Origin of the sequence: Rhizobium sp. rho-13.1 (genome assembly GCF_007000305.1) — a bacterium.
In the GTDB taxonomy this organism is placed as follows: domain Bacteria; phylum Pseudomonadota; class Alphaproteobacteria; order Rhizobiales; family Rhizobiaceae; genus Rhizobium; species Rhizobium rhododendri.
Genome location: NZ_SCFL01000009.1, coordinates 150,384 through 169,679, shown reverse-complemented (window position 1 = coordinate 169,679; position 19,296 = coordinate 150,384). Strand labels below are relative to the sequence as shown.

The window sequence follows — 19,296 nt, the reverse complement described above, 5'->3', positions numbered from 1 at the left end:
ATTCGGTGTCCGCGACTTACTGAAATCTTTGTCCGGGACTTTGTGAAACCCGCACGATTGTGACCAAGCGGAAGATCTCTGGCGGCACGATGAGCCGAGACGGTCGCATTGCACGCGATACAATGCTCGGTCTGATGCAGACGTGCCGGAAGCTCGGCATCTCATTTTACGACTATCTTGGCGACCGGCTCGGCATTGGTGGCGAGGCCATCCCGCAATTAGCAGGCCTTGTCGCGGCGAGAGCCTGAGCGTTGCTAACGGCTGCCGGGCTTCGTGAATGGCAGCACGCGCCCATCCTTGGGCGTCAAGTCCTCCAAAACATTCCGCCCGATCAGCCTAACGAGCGTTGGTGAGACATTCCAGTGCTTCTCGTCATCAGAATGGATCGTCACGGTCTTGCGATTGCGACGGATGACGATACCCGTGATCGTTCTGCCGTCGTGTGTCTCGAACATCACAGCACTGCCGATTTTGATCTGCTGCAACGCTTGGTCTGTCTTTTGCCGATGCAGAAGATGAAGCCGTTCGACGATACGCTCGTTCAACGCTAGCAGTTCGGTCTCATCGAGCGTGTCGATATCGATGTCGGTCATGGCGCAGATCCATCCTCCAATGGCAGTCTTCTTCAAGGACGATGCCGATTATGATAGAAGAAAGTCAGCGACACAATTGCCTGACAAACCGGCAGCGCCACCAAATCTGCCCCACGTACCGAAATCAAACGTTATTTATGCGTATTCCCGGCGCCTAGTAAGTTGATTTTACAAAACACACGGCATTTGGCGGCATTGAATATGATCTTTGCTTCCGTAACCAATTATTAACCATAACCGCGTGTCTAACCATCGATAAGTCTCCCTTATCGAACATGAGCCATCTGGCTCTCTAATGTTGCCATCTTGCCCGCCAAGGGCTATGTTTACGTCAACAGTCGTCGAGGATCACCATGTCCGAACCCCAGCTTTCCATCCGCAGCGCCAAGGCGCGCGACTTGGCCCATGCGCTCGCCCGGCGCACCGGCCAGCCGATCAACAAGCTCGTCGAGCAAGCGCTCGAGCGCTACGACCAGGAACTGCGCGAAAAACAAGCCAAGACGCCGGCCGATATCCTTTGGGACCTGATGGCGGAAGGGCGCCGCTCGGTGCCGGCAGGTACAACGTCGGCTCATGATGATCTCTATGACGAAAACGGCCTGCCCAAATGATTGCTCTCGATACGTCAGCGATTGTCGCCACAGCGCTGGGCGAGCCTGAGGCCGGACTTTTCCACGCCCTTATGAGCCGCGAAGAAATCCTCGTGGGTTGGCCAACCCTTCTCGAGGCTCGGATGGTGTTGGCGGGAAAGCGCTTTCCAGGTGCTGCGGCCGTCATCGCTCAGTTGGTCGTGCTGCCCAATGTCACCGCCGTCGCGTTTGGTGAGCGCCACTATCATGCCGCAGAGCTCGCGTTCGAGCGGTTCGGAAAGGGGCACCATCCAGCGAGCCTCAACATGGGTGACTGCTTCTCCTATGCGGTGTCTGCGGTGGCTAAGGCGCCGCTCCTGTGTAAGGGCCGGGACTTTTCGCAATCCGACCTGAAATTGCATCCGGCGTCATCGACGGCATGAGCGGAACAAGCGACAAGGCCCTGAACCGCCGGCTCGAAGAGCTCGACACGATCGCCGCCGTCCTGCCGATGGGGCGACGGGACGAACACGCCGAAATCCTGTCGGATGAGGACGTCAAAACCCTTCGCCATCTGGTCAATGAAGGCATGGGTGCCAACTCCTTGCGCGCCCTCACCTCGGACCTCGCCTATCTGCAGGCCTGGTCGCTTGCGGCCACCGGCAAATCCCTCCCCTGGCCAGCCCCAGAGGCGCTGCTCCTGAAGTTCGTCGCCCATCATCTCTGGGATCCGGAAAAGAGACTGACCGATCCACAGCATGGCATGCCGATCATCGTCGAAGAGATCCTTCGCAGTCAGAGCTTTCTCAGAGTGGTGGGACCACATGCACAGGATACCGTTCGCAGACGGCTTGCCACATGGTCGACCCTGACCAAATGGCGCGGACTGAGTGGCTTGTTTGCCTCCCCTTCCCTGAAGTCGGCCATCCGACTGGCTGTTCGCGCCAACCCACGACCAAGAAAACGCAAGAGTGCCCAAGCCGTTACATCAGATGTGCTGGCAAAACTGCTCAACACCTGTCGCAGCACAAGTCTTCGCGACGTCCGCGACCGGGCCATCCTGATGGTGGCCTTTGCCTCCGGCGGTCGGCGTCGCAGCGAAATCGCCGGATTGCGGCGCGAACAGTTCACGATCGAGCCTTTGATCGCCGTTGAAGGCGCCCCTCCCCTCCTGTCGCTCTCCATCCATCTTGGACGTACCAAGACCAGTAGTGCCGACACCGATGAGGTCGTGTACCTCACCGGCCGGCCGGTCGATGCTCTGAATGCGTGGCTTGAAGTGGCACGGATCGACAGCGGTAGTGTGTTTCGGGCCATTGATCGCTGGGGCAATATATCCCGTCGCGCGCTTGATCCGAAGGCAATCAATGATATCGTCAAGCATCGAGCGGCGCTCGCCGGACTGGATGCTGGGGAGTTTTCGGCGCATGGCTTGCGATCAGGCTATCTGACCGAGGCTGCCAATCGCGGCGTCCCCCTTCCCGAGGCCATGGAACAGTCGAGGCATCGTTCGGTCCAGCAGGCATCAAGCTATTATAACAATGCGACACGGCGCACCGGACGGGCCGCCAGGCTGCTTTAATAGCGAGCCGTTCAACGAGCATATTGCGGACGGGTGATTTCTGTCCAGGCTATCGTGAACTCCGTCGAATCTTTGCAAATGCGAAGAAATCATAACCTGTCGAAACTACCCACCGCTCTTTGAGGCAGCCTCTTAGCAACCCCTCACAGAGCTTTGGATGGTCAAGATGCGTGCCGGATCTGTGCCGTGTTGTGGAGACTATTTATTTAACACGTACCTATACCATGGATGATCAATTAATTCTTTAGAATGCAGATATATACAGGAACCAAATTTGTCTCTGGTGGCAAGGTCACATTTTGCTGCTTTGTCTGGAGTCTCCCATTCAGCAAAACAATCGTCGCACGAGACAAATAAATTACCACTCGCACTTTCTTTTGAAACAAATTGAGTGCCCTGCCCACAACATGGGCAATTTTCACCGATCTTGGCAGAGTGAATGTATTTCATGGCTTAGTCGTCTTTATCAAAGGTGTGCGCTTGCCAGGATAGGCCTCATCCAGGGCCTCATGTTCTCGTTTCACAAGCCAATTGATAGCTTGTTTTGCAATTTTCTGGGTTTCCGCAAGCTGTTCATCATCATTTACGGTGAATTTAATTAATTCGAATCGCCCTTCGAGGTTGGTGAGAAATTCACGGATGTCGCTTTCTTCAACGGCAACAACTACCATTTCTGCCTTTTGAACCGCCCGTTGCAGCTCATCAGCGGAGACCCGCCCTTCTAAGTGCTTCGAGCATGCGGTCCTCAACTCAGTTATTGCGGCTGGATAAATTAAATTGGAGCTCATCGCGAGCTATTCCTTAAAATCGTAATTATTGTTCTAGTGACCTGCCACTGAAGTTTCATCCGGCTGCGATTTGTGATTCGGCATACAGAAATGACCCTATCAACTTGAGGAATAACAAGCGTTTATCATGCGTATCGGCATCGGGACCCCTCGCCGATTTACAGATAAATTATCGGCGATATTTCCAGCACAAACGGAATGTTTGCAACAGAGCCGGCCAAAATCACATTGCCAAACGGGCGCCATCCAGACATGACGATGCCGCCACATCTAATTGACAGCCACACTCGCGATATCAGCAGTTCAATCAAGAATACTAGGTCGTGAACTCATAAACGGGCGGCGAGGCAATTATGGGCGGCGGTCCGCCTGTAAGTACCAAATAAAGCACATGCGGTCGCGGACGCTGCCACCGGTAGCTTCGTAAGCAGCAAAAGGGCCTGCGAATGCTTTGCGTCCTTCTGCGATAAAGTCGTAATATCGCGTGATATCAACCATCTGCCGTCGTGCGTTTTTGGCGGAAAGCGCTACGCGCTCGCTCCAGGTTAACCCGACTGGCTCGCCCTTCAACGCATTTACCTCAACCCAATAACATTCGCAGGTGCCTTCTGGCATAAGGGATTGCAGTTGCCCGCCAACGTTGAGAAGGCCCAATTTCTCGGCTTCATCGATCACCAGAGGTATTGTTTCAGGTTTCCAACCCCATTCACCGCCGTTGCGACAAGCAACGGATCGCAGCGTGTCGGGGAGGAGCATCTCAGGATCGTCTCTCATTCAACAAAGCTATACGTCTTCCACCAGCGGTCAACATCTGATTCAGTGTCGGCATGAGCCAATACGATCTGACCGACCCTGAGTGGCGCGTGATTGAGCCGCTGTTGCCCAACAAGCCGCGAGGCGTGCCGCGTGTTGATGACCGCCGCGTGCTGAACGGCATTTTCTGGGTTCTGCGATCAGGTGCTCCTTGGCGTGATGTGCCACAGCGATATGGCCCCTTAACTACCTGCTACAATCGCTTCCGACGCTGGATGAAAGCGGGAATCTGGGACGGTTTGATGGACGCCATCACCAGCGCATCGCATGATCGGATCACGATGATCGATGGCACTTCAATTCGCGTACATCATTCAGCGGCGACATTGAGGGCGGATCATCCAGATCGCTGCCTTGGAAGAAGTCGACGGCAGCGAGCGAACTACTCGATAATCTTCCGTCGGGTGCGATGCTTCTTGCGGACAAAGCCTATGATGCCAACTGGTTACGCTCAAAGTTGAGAGCGGAACGTTCATGGGCAAACATTCCGCCAAAGTCTAATCGAAGCGAGCCAATCGTCTTCAGCCCTTGGCTTTACAAAAAGCGCAATCTCGTTGAGCGCTTCTTTAACAAGCTCAAATATTACAGACGGGCTGCAACCCGATATGACAAGCTCGGAATGACGTTTCTCGCGATGACGAAGCTAGCTTGCATCCGCATCGTACTCCGTCATAACGAGTCCACGGCCTAAAGCAACTATCTGGCTTTAAGTCTTCCGGGCTCGCCACAGCATCCGCGCCTCAGTGAGACTGACCTTATTCGCGCCATTGACATATTGGGCATCTTCAGATTGCAGCGGATCATCTTCCCAACCACATACTTTGCAGACCTCATAACACCCAGGCTCAACAAGCGTGTCACAATCGCAGCATGGACACGCTGCGGAGCCTGATAGGGCATCTTCGCCAAGACGCCTTATTGCCGCGACTGTCGCAGGCGGCCTATCGTAAATCTTCCTTAGCTCTGTAAAGCGTGCAAATGCAACGGGATCAGTTTCAATTAAGACATCAAGTAAATTCTCAGTAATTATCTCTGCATAGTAGACACCAACCGCCCCTCCCTCAAATTCAACATAGCTTGTATTATAATTGAAATTTCCGTCCAATACATCACACTCTTCGAACCCGCAAGTTAAAAGACCCCTATACCCAGGAGGTGACGTATGAAAATACGAGCCATTATTGTGAACAACAACGCCATATACAAACAATTCTTGATTATCATCTATTTTCCGTATTTTCAATTTTGCACCATTAGTTATTTACTTGAAATTGGCAGATTTACAATCTTAACATCCGCAACAGTGCCGGTACTAGAATTATACTGATAGTGAACAGTTATCGCGGAGCCATTTGATAGAGTCGCTTTAGCTTCCATCTTCATCCAGCCCAAGCTCTGCGGGAAGACTGGATCGCCATTTAGATTCCCCAATGCCTTACCCGCCGCTGGATCGGCGAGCACTTTCTCCAGCACAATTTGCTGAGTAGGCTCTGTGCCTCGGCGGATTGACCTACGCCTGCCGTTGAGGACGTACCGTAGTTAAAATACCTCGCATTACCGTTGGCGTCGACAACAACGATACTGTTGTCACCGGCAACTCCCGACGGCGCATAATATCCACCATTGCCATCCGTGAAAACCGGTTTTCCGCTGCTGGTATATTGACCAGTGGCCGTCAGCCCATCGGGCGCAGCGTAAGTTGGCGCTGGAAGCACTTTTGGCGATGGGCCTCGGCCGCCTTTACGAGCGCCCGATCGAGAGCTTCCTTTTCGATCACGCTGATGCCGGCGATTCCGACGCCAGTACCGCCAAGCTCAGGAATAGAGGCGACGATCTCTTGGAAGATCAGATTAGCCTGTGCCGCGCAGGCCTGCGCTCCCAAGCGGCACATGGCGGCAAGCTCTTGCGCCACCGGGAGCGCTGCGGCGCCTCCGACCGCGATCATATATTCGACCTGGATGAGCTTGCCGGCCGATTGCGCGAAGGCCGCATTTGCCATCAGTCCGTCGACGTGTGCGGCGTTTTGAATTGCAAACTGCCGGAGCGCGGACTCGTTGGTGCCCGCTGTCGTCGAGATGGCGTTGGTGAGGCTTTGGAGAAGTTGGAGATAGGTCTGTTCCGAGCCGGTCAGCGCGTTTTCGAGACCTGTCGCGTTCCCCTGGCCCTGCTCGACCACACCGATAGCGTCCTTCAGGCCGTTCAGAACCGCTGATGCCTGGGTTGGCGTCGCGTTCTTAAGATCGTTGGTGTCGTTTGCGGCCGAGACCAGTGCTGCAACATAGTCCTTGCTCGAGGCCCGCAACGACGGGGTGCCGCTGGAAATGGCGGTCGCCAAATCGGCGGAGTGGGGCCGGCTCGAACAACTGGTCGCGACCGGTGCCCAGCTCAGCAATACGCTGGCGGACGATCCCTTGGCTCATGTCGGGCACGGATATCATCGCTTCCGCCGTTACGCGCCACGCATGTTGCGGTGCCTGAAGCTCAAGGCAGCATCGGTAGCCCAGCCCTTGATTGCGGCGGCAAAAGCCATCGGCGAAATGCAAGCGTCACCACCGGCGACCGACAGCTTCTTGCGGCCGGATTCGAAATGGCACCGACATTTGAGAGCACAACATCAGGGTGACAATCGCCTTCGGGAGGTGGCGGTCCTGTTTCACCTGCGGGATGCCTTCCGATCCGGTGACATCTGGCTCGACCATTCGCGCCGCTATGGCGATCTCAAACAGGTGTTGGTGCCTATGATTGCGGCACAAGCTAATACAAGACTGGCTGTGCCCCTCGATCCGCTGGGATGGCTGACTGATCGAAAGGCTCGGCTCGCCGATGGCCTGAAGAGACTTGCGCGAGCAGCGCGCGACGGGACCATCCCCCGTGGCAGCATCGAGGATGGGACGTTGCGGATCGACCGACTGACGGCTGACGTTCCGGACAGCGCCGAGGAGCTGATACTCGATCTCTATCGCCGGATGCCGCCAGTTCGGATCACCGACATCTTGTTGGAGGTCGATGCTGCGCTCGGGTTCACCGAAGCATTCACTCATCTGAGAACCGGGGTTCCATGCGGTGACCAGGTCGGCCTGCTCAATGTGCTGCTCGCAGAAGGGCTGAATCTGGGATTGCGGAAGATGGCGGAGGCCACGAACACGCATGATTACTGGCAGCTATCGCGCCTTGCCCGGTGGCACGTCGAAAGCGACGCAATGAACCAGGCGCTGGCGATCGTGGTGGCTGCGCAAGCAAAGCTGCCGATGTCCCGGTTCTGGGGCATGGGAACGACCGCATCGAGCGATGGCCAGTTCTTTCCTTCGGCCCGGCATGGCGAGGCGATGAACATGGTCAACGCTAAGTATGGAAATGAACCAGGCCTCAAGGCTTACACTCACGTCAACGACCAGTTCGCGCCGTTCGCGTCACAGACTATTCCCGCGACAGTCAGCGAGGCCCCGTACATCCTTGACGGCCTGCTGATGAATGATGCCGGTCGTCAGATCGGAGAGCAATATGCCGATACGGCCGGCTTCACCGATCACCTGTTCGGGACCAGCGGCATGCTCGGATACCGCCTTGTCCTGCGCATCCGCGAGTTGCCTTCGAAGCGCCTTTACGTCTTCAATCCCGCCGGGACACCCAAGGATTTGCGCAAACTGGTCGGTGGCAAGATCCGCGAGGAATTGATCATCGCGAACTGGCCCGACCTGTTCCGCTGCGCAGCGACATGGCTTCCGGCAAGATCAAGCCGAGCCAGTTGCTCCGCAAGCTTGCCTCCTATCCACGCCAGAACGATCTAGCGGTTGCGCTGCGGGAGGTTGGCCGGGTGGAGCGCACACTCTTTATTATGGAGTGGATCCTCGACACGGACATGCAGCGGCGTGCCCAGATCGGTCTCAATAAGGGCGAGGCCCACCACGCTCTCAAGAATGCGCTGCGCATTGGTCGCCAAGGCGAAATCCGTGACCGCACCACCGAGGGGCAGCATTACCGGATCGCCGGCCTCAACCTGCTCACCGCAGTCATCATCTACTGGAACACCCTCCATCTCGGCCATACAGTCGCAAAGCGCCGGAATGAAGGACTTGATGTGCCGCCCGAACTTCTGGCGCATATCTCTCCGCTGGGTTGGGCGCACATATTACTGACCGGCGAATATCTCTGGCCCAAGGGGGCAACGGCTTAGAGTGTCATTCCGCCCCCAGCCGGAACCGACCCCTCAAATGACGCCTCAACTTCTGGGGAAACGGATGTGCTTCCTGGATCCTCCCAGTTCAACATGGCATCAAATTTCTCAGCCCAGGTCCGAAGTTCGGTTGCCAAGCTCGGTGTAACGCCGAGGCTGACAGGGTCGATATCACCCATCTGACCATCCCGAGCATACCACACGGGATGCTCACTATCCCACCATAGCGGGTGGCAACCATAATCTGCCATGACTTTGATCGGTAGCGCCGTAGATGTTCCCATTATTGCATACCTTTCTTTCGATTACGGGTCAGCAATCGCCGTGCCACCTAGAAAGCATTTAACTCGGAGGTCCTCTCTGATAGTCCTCAAACTCCCATCGAAGATACCGAGACAGTTTTTCGGCGATTTCGCCCCATGTATCGCCTGAGGTTTTTGCGACTAAGTCCGCAATTATCATTTTTACTGCCTGCTCGTCGTACTCAGGTACAAAAACTATACCCCTAGTAAACGTTGCTTTGGCGAGTCTATTTTCAGCAAACCACTTTGGCGTACATATTTCAAAGCTAAAAATTTCAGCCCCGTCATTTTCGACAGGTCCAATCATGGCTTCCGCTGCTGCGCAGAAGTTCTTAACGTCGTCTGGCCAATAGTTCCAGTTTTCGTAGTCGATTAGCTCGATGGATTTTGCGGTGGCAATCATGGTGACACATCCATATGGCCATTTGCGCCCCACGCTCCGGTGGCACCCGATCTCTGCTCAAAGTTTGCTTGAGTGCCTGTCGTTGCCAACTGGCTGTTCGGTTTTGTCGACGGAGGTCTGAATTGCCTTAGCCCATCTACACTTTCATAGTATCCGCGCGAAGTCACGCGATACCCGGGTCCGACCCATGCTTCACCCATGGCCATAGTCTGCTCACGATTGAAAGTTCCCATACCAAAGTTGATCGGCCCTTCACCCTTAAGTGCCGCTGCAGCAGAATTTGAACCTTCACGCAAAGCGCCGCTCAATTCTGGCCAGTCAGTTTTACCTGAATAATTGGCCGTAATAGTTGCCGCCTTTTGTGCTTCGGCCACATCATCATAGATTGCGCTATTTGGCCCTGCAATGACAGTATTTCCTGCATCGTCAGTGACCCGGACATACCCTTGTGGTAGGCCCCCTACATCACTGGCGGCGGGTCCAGCAGAGGTCAGCGGCTTATACCCAGCGGGAACTATAACCGTTGTGCCATCAGATGCGACAATCGTGCGGGTACCGGCCGCTTTCGCTGCAGCGGCTGCGGATTGCTCGAGCTCGCCGGCGACCTTTGTCGCCGCTGTAGCCGTTAAAACACCCCCGGCGGTGCTCGTGCAGGCGATGGTTACCGTACAATCCAGCAGCTCCGTGACCGTGTTCGCGCATGCAGCGCTATTGGCTGCGCAGTAGGCGTACACCTCCGGACCAACCGTAACGCCCACAGCAACGAGCACGGCCAGTGCAGCGACGCCAGTTGTTATCTGCTGGTGCGTGATCAACGCCTGTTGGTATTGCGCGGCGATTTGATCGGATGCAACATGGCCTGCGGCCACATCGCTGAGCACGCCGAGCAGCAAAGCATCCGGCGTATTGACAGAGCTCGTGCCAAGAACGTGTTGCTGGAGCCCTGGTTCCTCGTCGACGGCGTTTGCAAGATCGGCTCTGCCAGCTACGCAGGCTGCACTGGAAAAGGATGCCGCACAGGCCTTTACTAAGGACGCGTTATTCGCGTCAGAGAGCTGCCGGTAGTAGGCTACGCTGAATTGCAGGTTGTCTTCGAGATCAGAAAGCGTCTGAGCCGAGCAGCCGTTGCCCAAGGACGCTTGGCAATTGGCAATCTTCTTTTGAAGGTCAGCACGCTCTTTGTTGGCCTCATCAAGTTCCTTGTGGGTGAGATAATTAAATTGATACTGCGCTCCGCCGTATGATGCTCCTTCTCCACCGCCGACGGCGCCAGCAACCGCTGAACTGAGGCTTGTTCCGATCAGATTGGCAAGCGTCTGCTTGTCTTGATCCGACAGGGTGCTGTCCTTCAGGATACCCTTGACGAGTGCGGCGATCGCCGGTGTAAGTAATGACGACGTTCCTGCACCGAGGGCACCCTTGATTGCCCCCTCCCAACCATTGACTCCGCCCAGGATACCGCTGCCGATCGCATGTAGCAGCGCCCGGCCTTCGCCACCTTCCTTCCAAAGATCAGCCGCTGCGTCGTCTCCACGTTGGAGAGCCTGCTTGTACAGGTTGCTGGAAATATCCCCGACCAGCCCAGCCATTGTTGCTTGTGCCGCCTGCAAATCAGCCTGCGTCTTGTACTGTTCGCGCAGGATATGCTCAAGATCCGGGAGGCCGGGTAGCGACGTATTGGTGTTGTCAGTATCGCGACGGATCGTGCCGATATCCTGTGTCTGGTGCGCCGGATCGGTGATGGTGATTGGGATATTGCCACCGATGGCCGAAAGCGCCTGACCGGTTTTGTTTTCGCTCTCTTTGACAGGAGGGGACGGCACTATGCCGCTAGTACCGATCGAACCGCCGTAGGTGTCGGCTTTCCAGGTCGAGTGCGTATCGATATCGGCGACCGTCAGCGTCCCGGTAGAGAAGCTGTTGCGTCCTTCCCCGGCCTCACTGGTGATCAAACCGCCAATGAGCGACGATTGACCGCTGACATCAATATCGAGGCCCCCCGCCCCCGCGTGAATGCCGGACTGCTCGGTGACCACAACCGCGTCGCCGCTGGCCTTCTGGGTAACGCCGGAAACGCTGGTCGAGCCGAAGCCGGTCTGGGCCGATAGACTGAGTTGGTCCGCCTTGGCCTTGGCGGTGTCTACCTGGCTTTCGATCGTCAGGTTCTTGACGTCGGCGGTGACCGAATTTCCGGTGATCGTGGCGCCGCGCAGGGTCAGGTCATTGGTGACGATTGTGATGTCACCAGTGCCATTGACGTGGGTGTTCGTGTGGCTGACGCCGCTGGTATCGGCGCTGCCCTTGCCGTAGCCGGCGTTGGCAACCAGACCCAGATCTTTGGTGCCTTTGCCTCCGCCGCCAAAAGTCGCACCGACACCCACCGCAGCACTCCAGGAGGAGTTGCTGCTCGCGCTGTCCGTCGTGCCTGTCGCAGCGTTGAGATTAATGTTGCCGTTGGTTGCCGACAGAAAGATATCGCCGGTCAGCGGATCGCCTGAAACCGTTGGTATGCCGTTCTTGTCGTAGCCGGCCAGGATCTGCGCACCGTCGCTCGTGATCGAGCCGTTCTCTGCCTCCATCGAGATCGACCGACCAGCACGAATGTCGGTGACGACGGGTGTCGAGGTGGAGGATGAGGACTGGCTTTCCTGATGGTTGGCGCCGACCGTCAGAGTGACGTTAACACCGATGTCGCCGGACTTTTGATATTGGCTGTAGACACCCGTCAGATCCTTGTAGGCCTGGTAAAAGCCAAGGCCAGCGATGGCGGTGTTGGTGACGGCATTGACGCCGCCGCTGTCCGACAGACGCTCGGCCGAGTTCATGATGCTCTGAGCTGCCTTGCCAACCTGGCTGGACACCGTAAGCGTCACGCCAGCAAAGGTCTTCTCGTGCATTTCCTCATAATTGGTGACGTCGTTGGCCGAGAGCAGGTTGATGTCGTTGCCGGCAAAAAGATTGACGTCACGCTCGGCAGACGCGCTGGTCGCCTGCGGGTTGACATTGTTGCCGGCCGAGATGTTGAGGTCGCGACCTGCTGACAGCGCCGACATGGCATTTGTGTCGGATTGCTGGGCCGAACTGTCCTTGGTCGACTGGGCGCCGATGCCGAGCGAGAAGCCGCCATTGCCGGACGAGAAGGCGAGACCAAAGCCGGATTTCTTCTGCTGTTCGGATTGCGCCGCACTTTCTGCCCCTGGCGTGACATTGACGTCACGGGCCGCCGACAGGTTGATGTCACGGTCGGCGGTGACCTGCGAACCCATGATGTTGAGATCGGTGGCGCGCGCCGTCAGGTTGACGTCTTGCCCGGCCGATAGCTTGGAGCCGACATTGTCGGTCGAGGATTGTGCGCCCTGCTTTTCGTTCTTGCCGTAAAGCGAGATGAAGCCGCCACCGGAACCGACGAAGAGGCCGGAATCCTTGCGCTGGCTGTCGGACTGGTGGTTCTCCTGAGCACCGATGATGCTGACGCTTTCGCCGGAGACATTCAGCGACCCATCGGCATTGACCTTCGAGCCGACGATGACGGCCGCCTTGCCGGCGTCGAGATTGACATCGCCGGAGGCGGAAAGCTCAGAGCCGACCGTCGTCTCGTTATAGCCCTGATAGCTGGAACTGCCGCTGCGCAGGAAACCCTTGCGCTTGGCACTGTCATTCTCGGTCTCGGTGTCCTTGGCCGAGGCGACAATGAGGTTGCCGCCGGTCTGGACGTTGAGATCCGAGGAATGGGTGGCGTCGCCAGCCGTCACCTTAGATGCCGACACGGTGGTATCGCCGCCGGAGATGATCGTCACACCATCCTTGCCGGAGAGCGTTGAGCCTGCCGCTGTAGTGGTCTCCAGATGGCCGGAGGCGTCCTTCTTGGTCGATCCGAAGAAGCCGCTCTTCTTGCTGGAGCTCTTGGTGTCGAGCGTATAGCCATCGGTGGCTTCGGCGATGGTGACGTTGTTTTTCGCCTGCAGGCCGAGTATGCCGTCGGCTGCCAGCGTCGAGCCGATGACGTTGATGTCGTTGTTGGATTTTGCGACGAGATCACCACCGGCGGTGATGGTGGAGCCATTGTTCGTGATCGACGATGACGAATTCTTTCCGAAGACAGAGGCACTCTGGCTCTGCGCGGTGGTAACGTTGATGTCGCCGTTCGAGCTCAGACCGACATCACCCTTGGCCGACAGATCCGAGCCTGAGATCAGGACGCCTGTGTTGCCGCTAATCCCGAGATTGCCGCCGGCCGTGAGCTTCGATGCCTGCTGATCGGTCCCGGAGGTCTTGGTGTAGCCATCGTTCGTCTTGCGCGCGACATCGGTGGAGACGACGTTGACGGCGCCGCTCACGGCCTTGATATTGAGATCGCCACCCGATTTGGCAGAGGAGCCGATGACATTGACATCGTTGTTAGCGGCAATGGCAAGATTGCTGCCAGCGGTGACCCGTGCACCTGTTGCATTCTCTTGGCCGCCATTGTCGACCTTGACCGCAGCGAGGTTGACATTGTTGCCGGAGAGCTGAGCCGATCCGCCAGCCTTGACGCTGGCGCCATTGACATTGAGATCGCTGTTATTGGCGGCGAGCAAGAGATTACCGCCGGCCGAAACCCCCGCATTCGTGTTGACCACGTTCTGGCCGCCGATGGTCATCGTCTGGGCGGCAAGCGTGATGCCGTTGGAAGCGGTCAGGTTCGCGTTGCCACCGGCATAGAAGGTGCCGGTGGATTTGATCGAGCTGGCAGCGATGTTAAGGCCGCCGGCGGCGGCGACCGCGCCGGAATTGTTGAGGTCGCCGACGTTGAGATTGACGGAGTTGCCGGCGATCATCGCGCCGGCGCCAGACCCTGCCTTGGCCCGGTCGGCGGCCGACAGGTAGACGACGGGAGCCAGCACCTGGGCCCCGTTCACGGTCTGCGTCTGGTAAAGCACGATGGATTGCTGCAGATTGGCCGCCTGCTCGGGCGTCAACCCCTGGCCGAAGGCCAGACCATGGGCCTCGGCGTAGGCAGCCCCATTGTCGAGCAAGGTCTTCATCTGCTCGATGGCACTGTTGCCTGGAATGAAGGAACCGTTTCCGAGCCCGTCGCCGACCAACTGGCGCAGTTGCGTGTCTATCAGCTGGTTGTCGAAATAGGCGTCGCCGAGGAACGGAATACTGGTCTCGGGGTCGTAACCGGCCCGACTGATGAAGTAGCTCGATCCGTAGAACTTCGAGACGTCGAGGAAGGCTGCTCGGGTCTCGAAGATGAAGGCCTGGCCGGGTATCGTGCCCCCGACACCACCGGATTGCGGCTTCGCCAGTGCAGCGAGCTGCGCGACATTTGCTGGCGAGATCTGGGTGAGGTTGCCAAGCGCGGCGGTCAGGCCGCCACCGGCGGTCGGCACGCTGTTGCCAGCTACATTGGAGAGCGCGCTATTGACCGTGAAGAGCGCGCCGCCTGCAGTCAGGCCGCTCAAGGCAGATAGCGGATCGCTCGATGTCGAAGGCGTACTGACGGCCGCGCTGCCGCTGGTCGAACCAAGGGATGTGTTGTTGACCGTGCCAAAGTTGAGGGTCAGCGCGCCGGCTGCCTTCAGGGTACCAGCCGCACCGCCAATGACCTGCGAACCCGATACGACAGATGATCCGTTGGCGATATCGCGCGATGGATCGGCCGTGCCATCGGCATTGTAAGCTGTACAGGCGCTCTGGGCGTTGCAGGTCGTCATCGTGGTGCGATTGAGGACGACCCCTTCGTTGGTGAGTGTCGACCCTGAGAGCGTCGCGTTGCCACCCGCTTCGATCCTGCTGTAGGAATTGGTGAGATTGGTCGCATCGATGGTCAGATTGCCACCGGATCGGATCACCGCTTCGGGGGTTAGCGTGCTCGTAAACCTGTCTTCGTAAACCGACTGGCTGAGATTGCTGGTCGGATCCCAGGTATAGGTCGTGCTGGTGTCGGCGACCCCGCCACGAATGACCTGGTCGACGATGAAGTACTTGGATGGGTTGGTGGGGTCGAGGACCGGGGTGCCGTTGGCATCGACCGGGACACGGGCCTTGATCCAGTCGTAGATCGGTCCAACTGCGGTCGGCCCGTTGGCGGAGGTCCAGGTCCAGGCATGATAGCTTGTGCCATCCGCAAGCGTCGCCTGAGACCAGAGCAGCGGCTCGTAGTCCTGCCAGGCCGGCGGATCAACACCGGGGTAAAGCTGGTGGATATTCTGGTCGCTGGTTTCGAGATAGGCAAACGGCTTGCCGGCGACATCGGGGTTGAGCACGAAGGTGCCGACGACATTGCCCGATGAGACCAGCTGACCGGTTACCCAGGTTGGTGTCGTCGACCGCTTGTTGACGAGATTGGAGGTCAGGATAGACATGTCACCACCCGCCTGGATGAGGCCGGAGATGTTGGTGGTGGCAGCGTTGCGTTGGCTGAGGTTACTTCCCGCAATCGTCAGGTCATTGCCAGCGAGAATGGCGCCCTGATCGTTGGTCAGCGCCCCCGCGACAAGGAGAGAAGCGTCACGACCGGCATAGAGAAGACCGGTCGATGTATTGGTCAGATCGCCGCTGGTATTGATCGTCAGATTGTTGGCAGCGGCAATTTGTCCGCTGTTGGAGAGGGTGGGAAGGGTGAGCGTCAGGTCATGGGCGGCCAGCAGCGTCGTCGTGTCGCTGATGGCAAGGCTGCCTGCAGTGATGGCAATATCGCCGGAGCCGCCGGCATTCATGGCCGTCTTCACGGCCGCACCGGTCAAATCAGCCTGGCCGCTGAGGTCGAGCGCCAGTCCGCCGAGGACGAGGCTGCTGCCGGTGAGGTTTGCGGATGTGGCCGTGATCGACAGCGTGCCGCCGACAGCCAGCTTGGCGCCGCGTGTTCCCGAGAGATCGATCGTACCGGTATTTATCGTAAGGTTGCCGGTGACGTTGCTGTTGTTCGTGTAGGTGATGGTGCCCGGCGCGCTCAACGAGGCGTTGGCAAGGCTTTGCAGCAGCGCATAGCTGATACCGCCGCTCGTCGTTGCCGAGAGGTTGCCACCGGACAGCAGCGCATTGCTGGCGGTTATGTCGCCATTGGTGGCCGTGAGTGTCATTGTGCGTGATTGGGCATTGCCCTGTTTCAGCATCAGCGCGCCGGTGCTTGAGGCACGCGTCGCAGCGAAATCGACGCCTGACACCAGGCTAGCGACTGAGATCGACTGACCTTGCAGGTTGACACTGTCTGCTGCCATGGATTGGCCGGCCAGAGCGATTGTGCCGCCGGCGGTCATCGTCAGGTTCTGATGGGCAATAACGTTGACGGGCGTTATATTACCGATGTCACCGCTCGCCGTGGCGCCGATCCCGCCGGCCGCCAGCAGATTGGACGCGTTGATATTGCCTGCGGTGGCTTCTAGGGTGAGTGTGCCAGTTGAGCCGAGCACAACGCTACCGTCCGTAGATTGGTTTGTAGCGACAAAGTCGACGCCAGAGACAAGGCTGCCCGCCGTGATGGACGAGCCGGTGATTGCGACATTGCCTGCTGCCAGAAGCGTTCCAGAAACATTGGCGGCGGCATCGACGGTGACGGCACCATGACCGGTGACGTTGGACGCTGCGAATGACCCGGCCGTGATATTGAGATCGCCGGCGACCAGCAGCGCCCCGGTCGTGGCGCTGCCGAGACTGCCATTGGTGGCGCTGACGGCATTGATCGTCAGGTCACCATCTGAGCCGATGACGATAGCGCCGGTCGAAGATTGCGCCATCGCAGCAAAATCAACACCCGTCACGACTTGGCCGGTCGAGATCGTGCCACCCGACAACGAAACATCGTTGGCCCCGAGGGTTTGGCCAGTGACGGTCAGGTTGTTACCGCCCGAAAGCGAGATGTCGTTATGCCCTGTTACAGTGCCGAGGCTGAGATCCGCGGCTGTCGCCGTGATGGTTCCGGCCGCAAGCAAAGCATTTGCCGAGAGCTGACCGGCGGCCTGTAGAGACAGGTTACCGGTCGTGCCCAAGGTGACATTGCCGCCATTGGCTTGTGTTGCGGCAAAGTCCAGACCGCTGATGACTTGATTGAGGGAGACCGAGCCGCCAGAGATCGAGACCTCCTTTGCTCCGAGAAGCTGGCCGGTGGCCGTGAGGCTGGAGCTGCCGGACAGGGTGACGACTTGGTGGCCGGTCACATTCCCGACGTTGAGATCTGCGGCCGTGGCAAACATCGTTCCTGCCGCAAGCAGCGTATCTGCTGACAGACTGCCAGAGGCCTGCAACGTCATATCGCCGGCATTGCCAACCACAAGATTGCCATTGGCCGCAGCGGTTGCCGCAAAATCCACGCCGGATACGATGGCGCCGGCTTGAATGGTGGCGCCCGAGATCAGGACATTGCTGCTCCCAAAGATCTGGCCGGAAACGTTTGTCGATGCATCGACAGTGAGTGTTCCGTGGGAGATCACTGTGCTTGATGTCAGCGACGTCGCAGCCACCGTCAGATCGGTGGTCGACTGAAGGCTGCCGGCCGTCATGGTGCCGGCCGCCGTTGAAGTGAGCGCTCCGGCAGACAGAAGGTTGCCCGTCGCGATATTGCCGCCTGTGGCCGTCAGGCTGAGATTGTCAGCGGAGCCGAGAACCACGTTGCCGTTTGGATCGGCACTGGTAGCAGCGATATCGATGCCCGAGACGACCATGCCCGTCGAGACTGACCGACCGGCGGCAGTGAGATTGCCCTCAGCCAGCACGTTACCGGCGACAGCAATATCCAGCCCGGCATTCAGCGCGATGTTGCCGTTGCTTAACAGGGAAGCGGCCGAGAGCGAGCCGGCCGTCGCGGTCAGAGTGAGATCACCGACGCTGTTGGCAGCACCTGCGATCACGATATCGCCGGAGGTGGCGACAAGCGTTGCCGCACCATTGCCAGCGGTGACGCTGCCGGCAGCAATGCCGCCGCCGGAACTCATCTGCACGGCCGTGCCGCTGGTGACGTCTTCCACCACGCTTATGAGGCCGGCTCCGCTCACCAGGGCAATATCGCTGTCAGCCGCAACCGACTGCAAGGTGATGCCCTCGTCGGCCTGGACATTGACTTTTTGCTTCGACGCAACCTTTGCAGCGGTGACCCGGTGTTTCGAGGTGATGGTCACGCCATCGCGTGCCGACGCATTGCCGATCGAGATCTTGCCGTCAGCCGAGAGGGACAGTTCACCGGCATTGGCGGCCATGTCGCCGCTCATCATGACGCCGGCACCCTTCTCGGTGACGACGATCTTGATGCGGTCGGCCTGCATGGCGCCGAGCGCCGAGCCATCGATCGCATATTCCGGCGTGCCGGAGGTCGCCGCCAGCGCGGTTGCCTCGCCTGTGGCATAGTCGTATTTGCTGGCGCCGCCCGTCAGTCGGATTACCTTGCCATAAAGCGGCGCGTTGACGTGGATCTGGCGCGAGACGACGTCGAACAGGTCGACGGCACCGGGGGCAGCCGCGAGATTTGCCCCTGCCCCTTCGAAGGTGACATCGCCGCCATTTACGGCAAACCCTGTCAGACGACCGTCAGCCCCGATCTCTGGAACCCCCGTGGTGAGCGTCGCGCGCGGGGTGTTGATGAAACCGCAGCCCGAGCACGTGATCCCGTTCGGATTGGCGATGATCACATCCGCCCTGCCGCCGAAGACTTCGGTCGGACCGTTGAGCGCCGAGCGATTGCCGCTCGTCACCTCGTTGAGGATGACGGAGGCCGGACCGGAAGTCTTCAGGTTCGGATTGCCCGGCGTGACTCCGCCAAGGTTCGATGTGCCGACCTCGCCATTGAAGTTGTTGAGGATGAGGCCAGGCGTGCCGACATTATAGTTGTCGTATTTGTTATGGGAGAGACCGGTCGCGTTCGGCGTGACGATATCGACGAGCGGGACACCGTTCGGCGCTGTCCCAACGCCGGGCTGATTGGCTGCGGGGGCTGATCCTGCAGCGGAGACGGACTGGGCATTGGCCAGCATCGGCTGGAAAACCAGCAGGCCGCTCAAGAGCATCGCAAGCGATCGTCCGGCGATCACACGAAAACCTTGCCTGGTGCGCTTTGAAAAGCCAGCGCTTCCCAAAATCTTGATGCGATCAGTCATGG

10 protein-coding genes and 2 pseudogenes are annotated in these 19,296 nt (G+C 58.2%); 5 read left to right on the top strand and 7 right to left on the bottom strand.

What is annotated here, in order from left to right; translation table 11 throughout:
- Positions 1-254: 254 nt before the first annotated feature.
- Positions 255-593 (bottom strand): hypothetical protein, encoded by a 339-nt coding sequence (locus EQW76_RS20025; RefSeq protein WP_143123097.1) that lies wholly within the window; start codon positions 591-593, stop codon positions 255-257.
- Positions 594-946: 353 nt separating this feature from the next.
- On the opposite strand from EQW76_RS20025, the gene EQW76_RS20020 reads away from it, so the two are divergent.
- The 3 genes from EQW76_RS20020 to EQW76_RS20010 are packed head-to-tail and all read left to right on the top strand — an operon-like array spanning position 947 to position 2,744.
- Entirely contained in the window at positions 947-1,204 is a 258-nt protein-coding gene (locus tag EQW76_RS20020) for a type II toxin-antitoxin system VapB family antitoxin (protein WP_143123096.1), read from the top strand.
- Entirely contained in the window at positions 1,201-1,605 is a 405-nt protein-coding gene (locus EQW76_RS20015) for a type II toxin-antitoxin system VapC family toxin (protein ID WP_143123095.1), read from the top strand. Before EQW76_RS20020 ends, EQW76_RS20015 begins: the two co-directional genes overlap by 4 nt.
- The gene (locus EQW76_RS20010) at positions 1,602-2,744 is read left to right on the top strand and encodes a site-specific integrase (protein WP_143123094.1); all 1,143 of its coding nucleotides are present in this window, start codon (positions 1,602-1,604) and stop codon (positions 2,742-2,744) included. Before EQW76_RS20015 ends, EQW76_RS20010 begins: the two co-directional genes overlap by 4 nt.
- 446 nt (positions 2,745-3,190) lie before the next feature.
- On the opposite strand, the gene EQW76_RS20005 is transcribed toward EQW76_RS20010, so the two are convergent.
- Both EQW76_RS20005 and EQW76_RS20000 read right to left on the bottom strand, forming a co-directional pair.
- Positions 3,191-3,532, bottom strand: a complete 342-nt coding sequence (locus EQW76_RS20005; RefSeq protein ID WP_142831573.1) for a hypothetical protein — start codon at positions 3,530-3,532, stop codon at positions 3,191-3,193.
- Between the two features lie 351 nt (positions 3,533-3,883).
- Positions 3,884-4,288 carry a hypothetical protein gene (locus tag EQW76_RS20000; RefSeq protein WP_142831574.1) on the bottom strand — a complete coding sequence of 135 codons (405 nt, stop codon included), beginning with the start codon at positions 4,286-4,288 and terminating at the stop codon, positions 3,884-3,886.
- Positions 4,289-4,359: 71 nt separating this feature from the next.
- Between EQW76_RS20000 and EQW76_RS19995 the strand changes: the two are divergent.
- Positions 4,360-5,036, top strand: a pseudogene (locus EQW76_RS19995) (IS5 family transposase).
- Between the two features lie 15 nt (positions 5,037-5,051).
- Here the strand turns inward: EQW76_RS19995 and EQW76_RS29445 are convergent.
- Entirely contained in the window at positions 5,052-5,588 is a 537-nt protein-coding gene (locus EQW76_RS29445) for a CPCC family cysteine-rich protein (RefSeq protein ID WP_202617185.1), read from the bottom strand.
- 432 nt (positions 5,589-6,020) lie between these two features.
- Positions 6,021-6,647, bottom strand: a complete 627-nt coding sequence (locus EQW76_RS19985) for a hypothetical protein (protein WP_142831575.1) — start codon at positions 6,645-6,647, stop codon at positions 6,021-6,023.
- Here EQW76_RS19985 and EQW76_RS19980 point away from each other — a divergent pair.
- A pseudogene (locus EQW76_RS19980) lies at positions 6,586-8,519 on the top strand (Tn3 family transposase); the annotation flags it as partial. The gene EQW76_RS19985 and the pseudogene EQW76_RS19980 sit on opposite strands and share 62 nt — an antisense overlap.
- Before the next feature lie 342 nt (positions 8,520-8,861).
- Here EQW76_RS19980 and EQW76_RS19975 read toward each other — a convergent pair.
- Positions 8,862-9,224, bottom strand: coding sequence for an Imm8 family immunity protein (locus EQW76_RS19975; RefSeq protein WP_142831576.1), 363 nt, complete (start codon positions 9,222-9,224; stop codon positions 8,862-8,864).
- A complete protein-coding gene (locus EQW76_RS19970) occupies positions 9,221-19,294 on the bottom strand; it encodes a hemagglutinin repeat-containing protein (protein ID WP_244616989.1) in 10,074 nt (3,357 codons plus the stop codon). Before EQW76_RS19970 ends, EQW76_RS19975 begins: the two co-directional genes overlap by 4 nt.
- Positions 19,295-19,296: the final 2 nt, after the last annotated feature.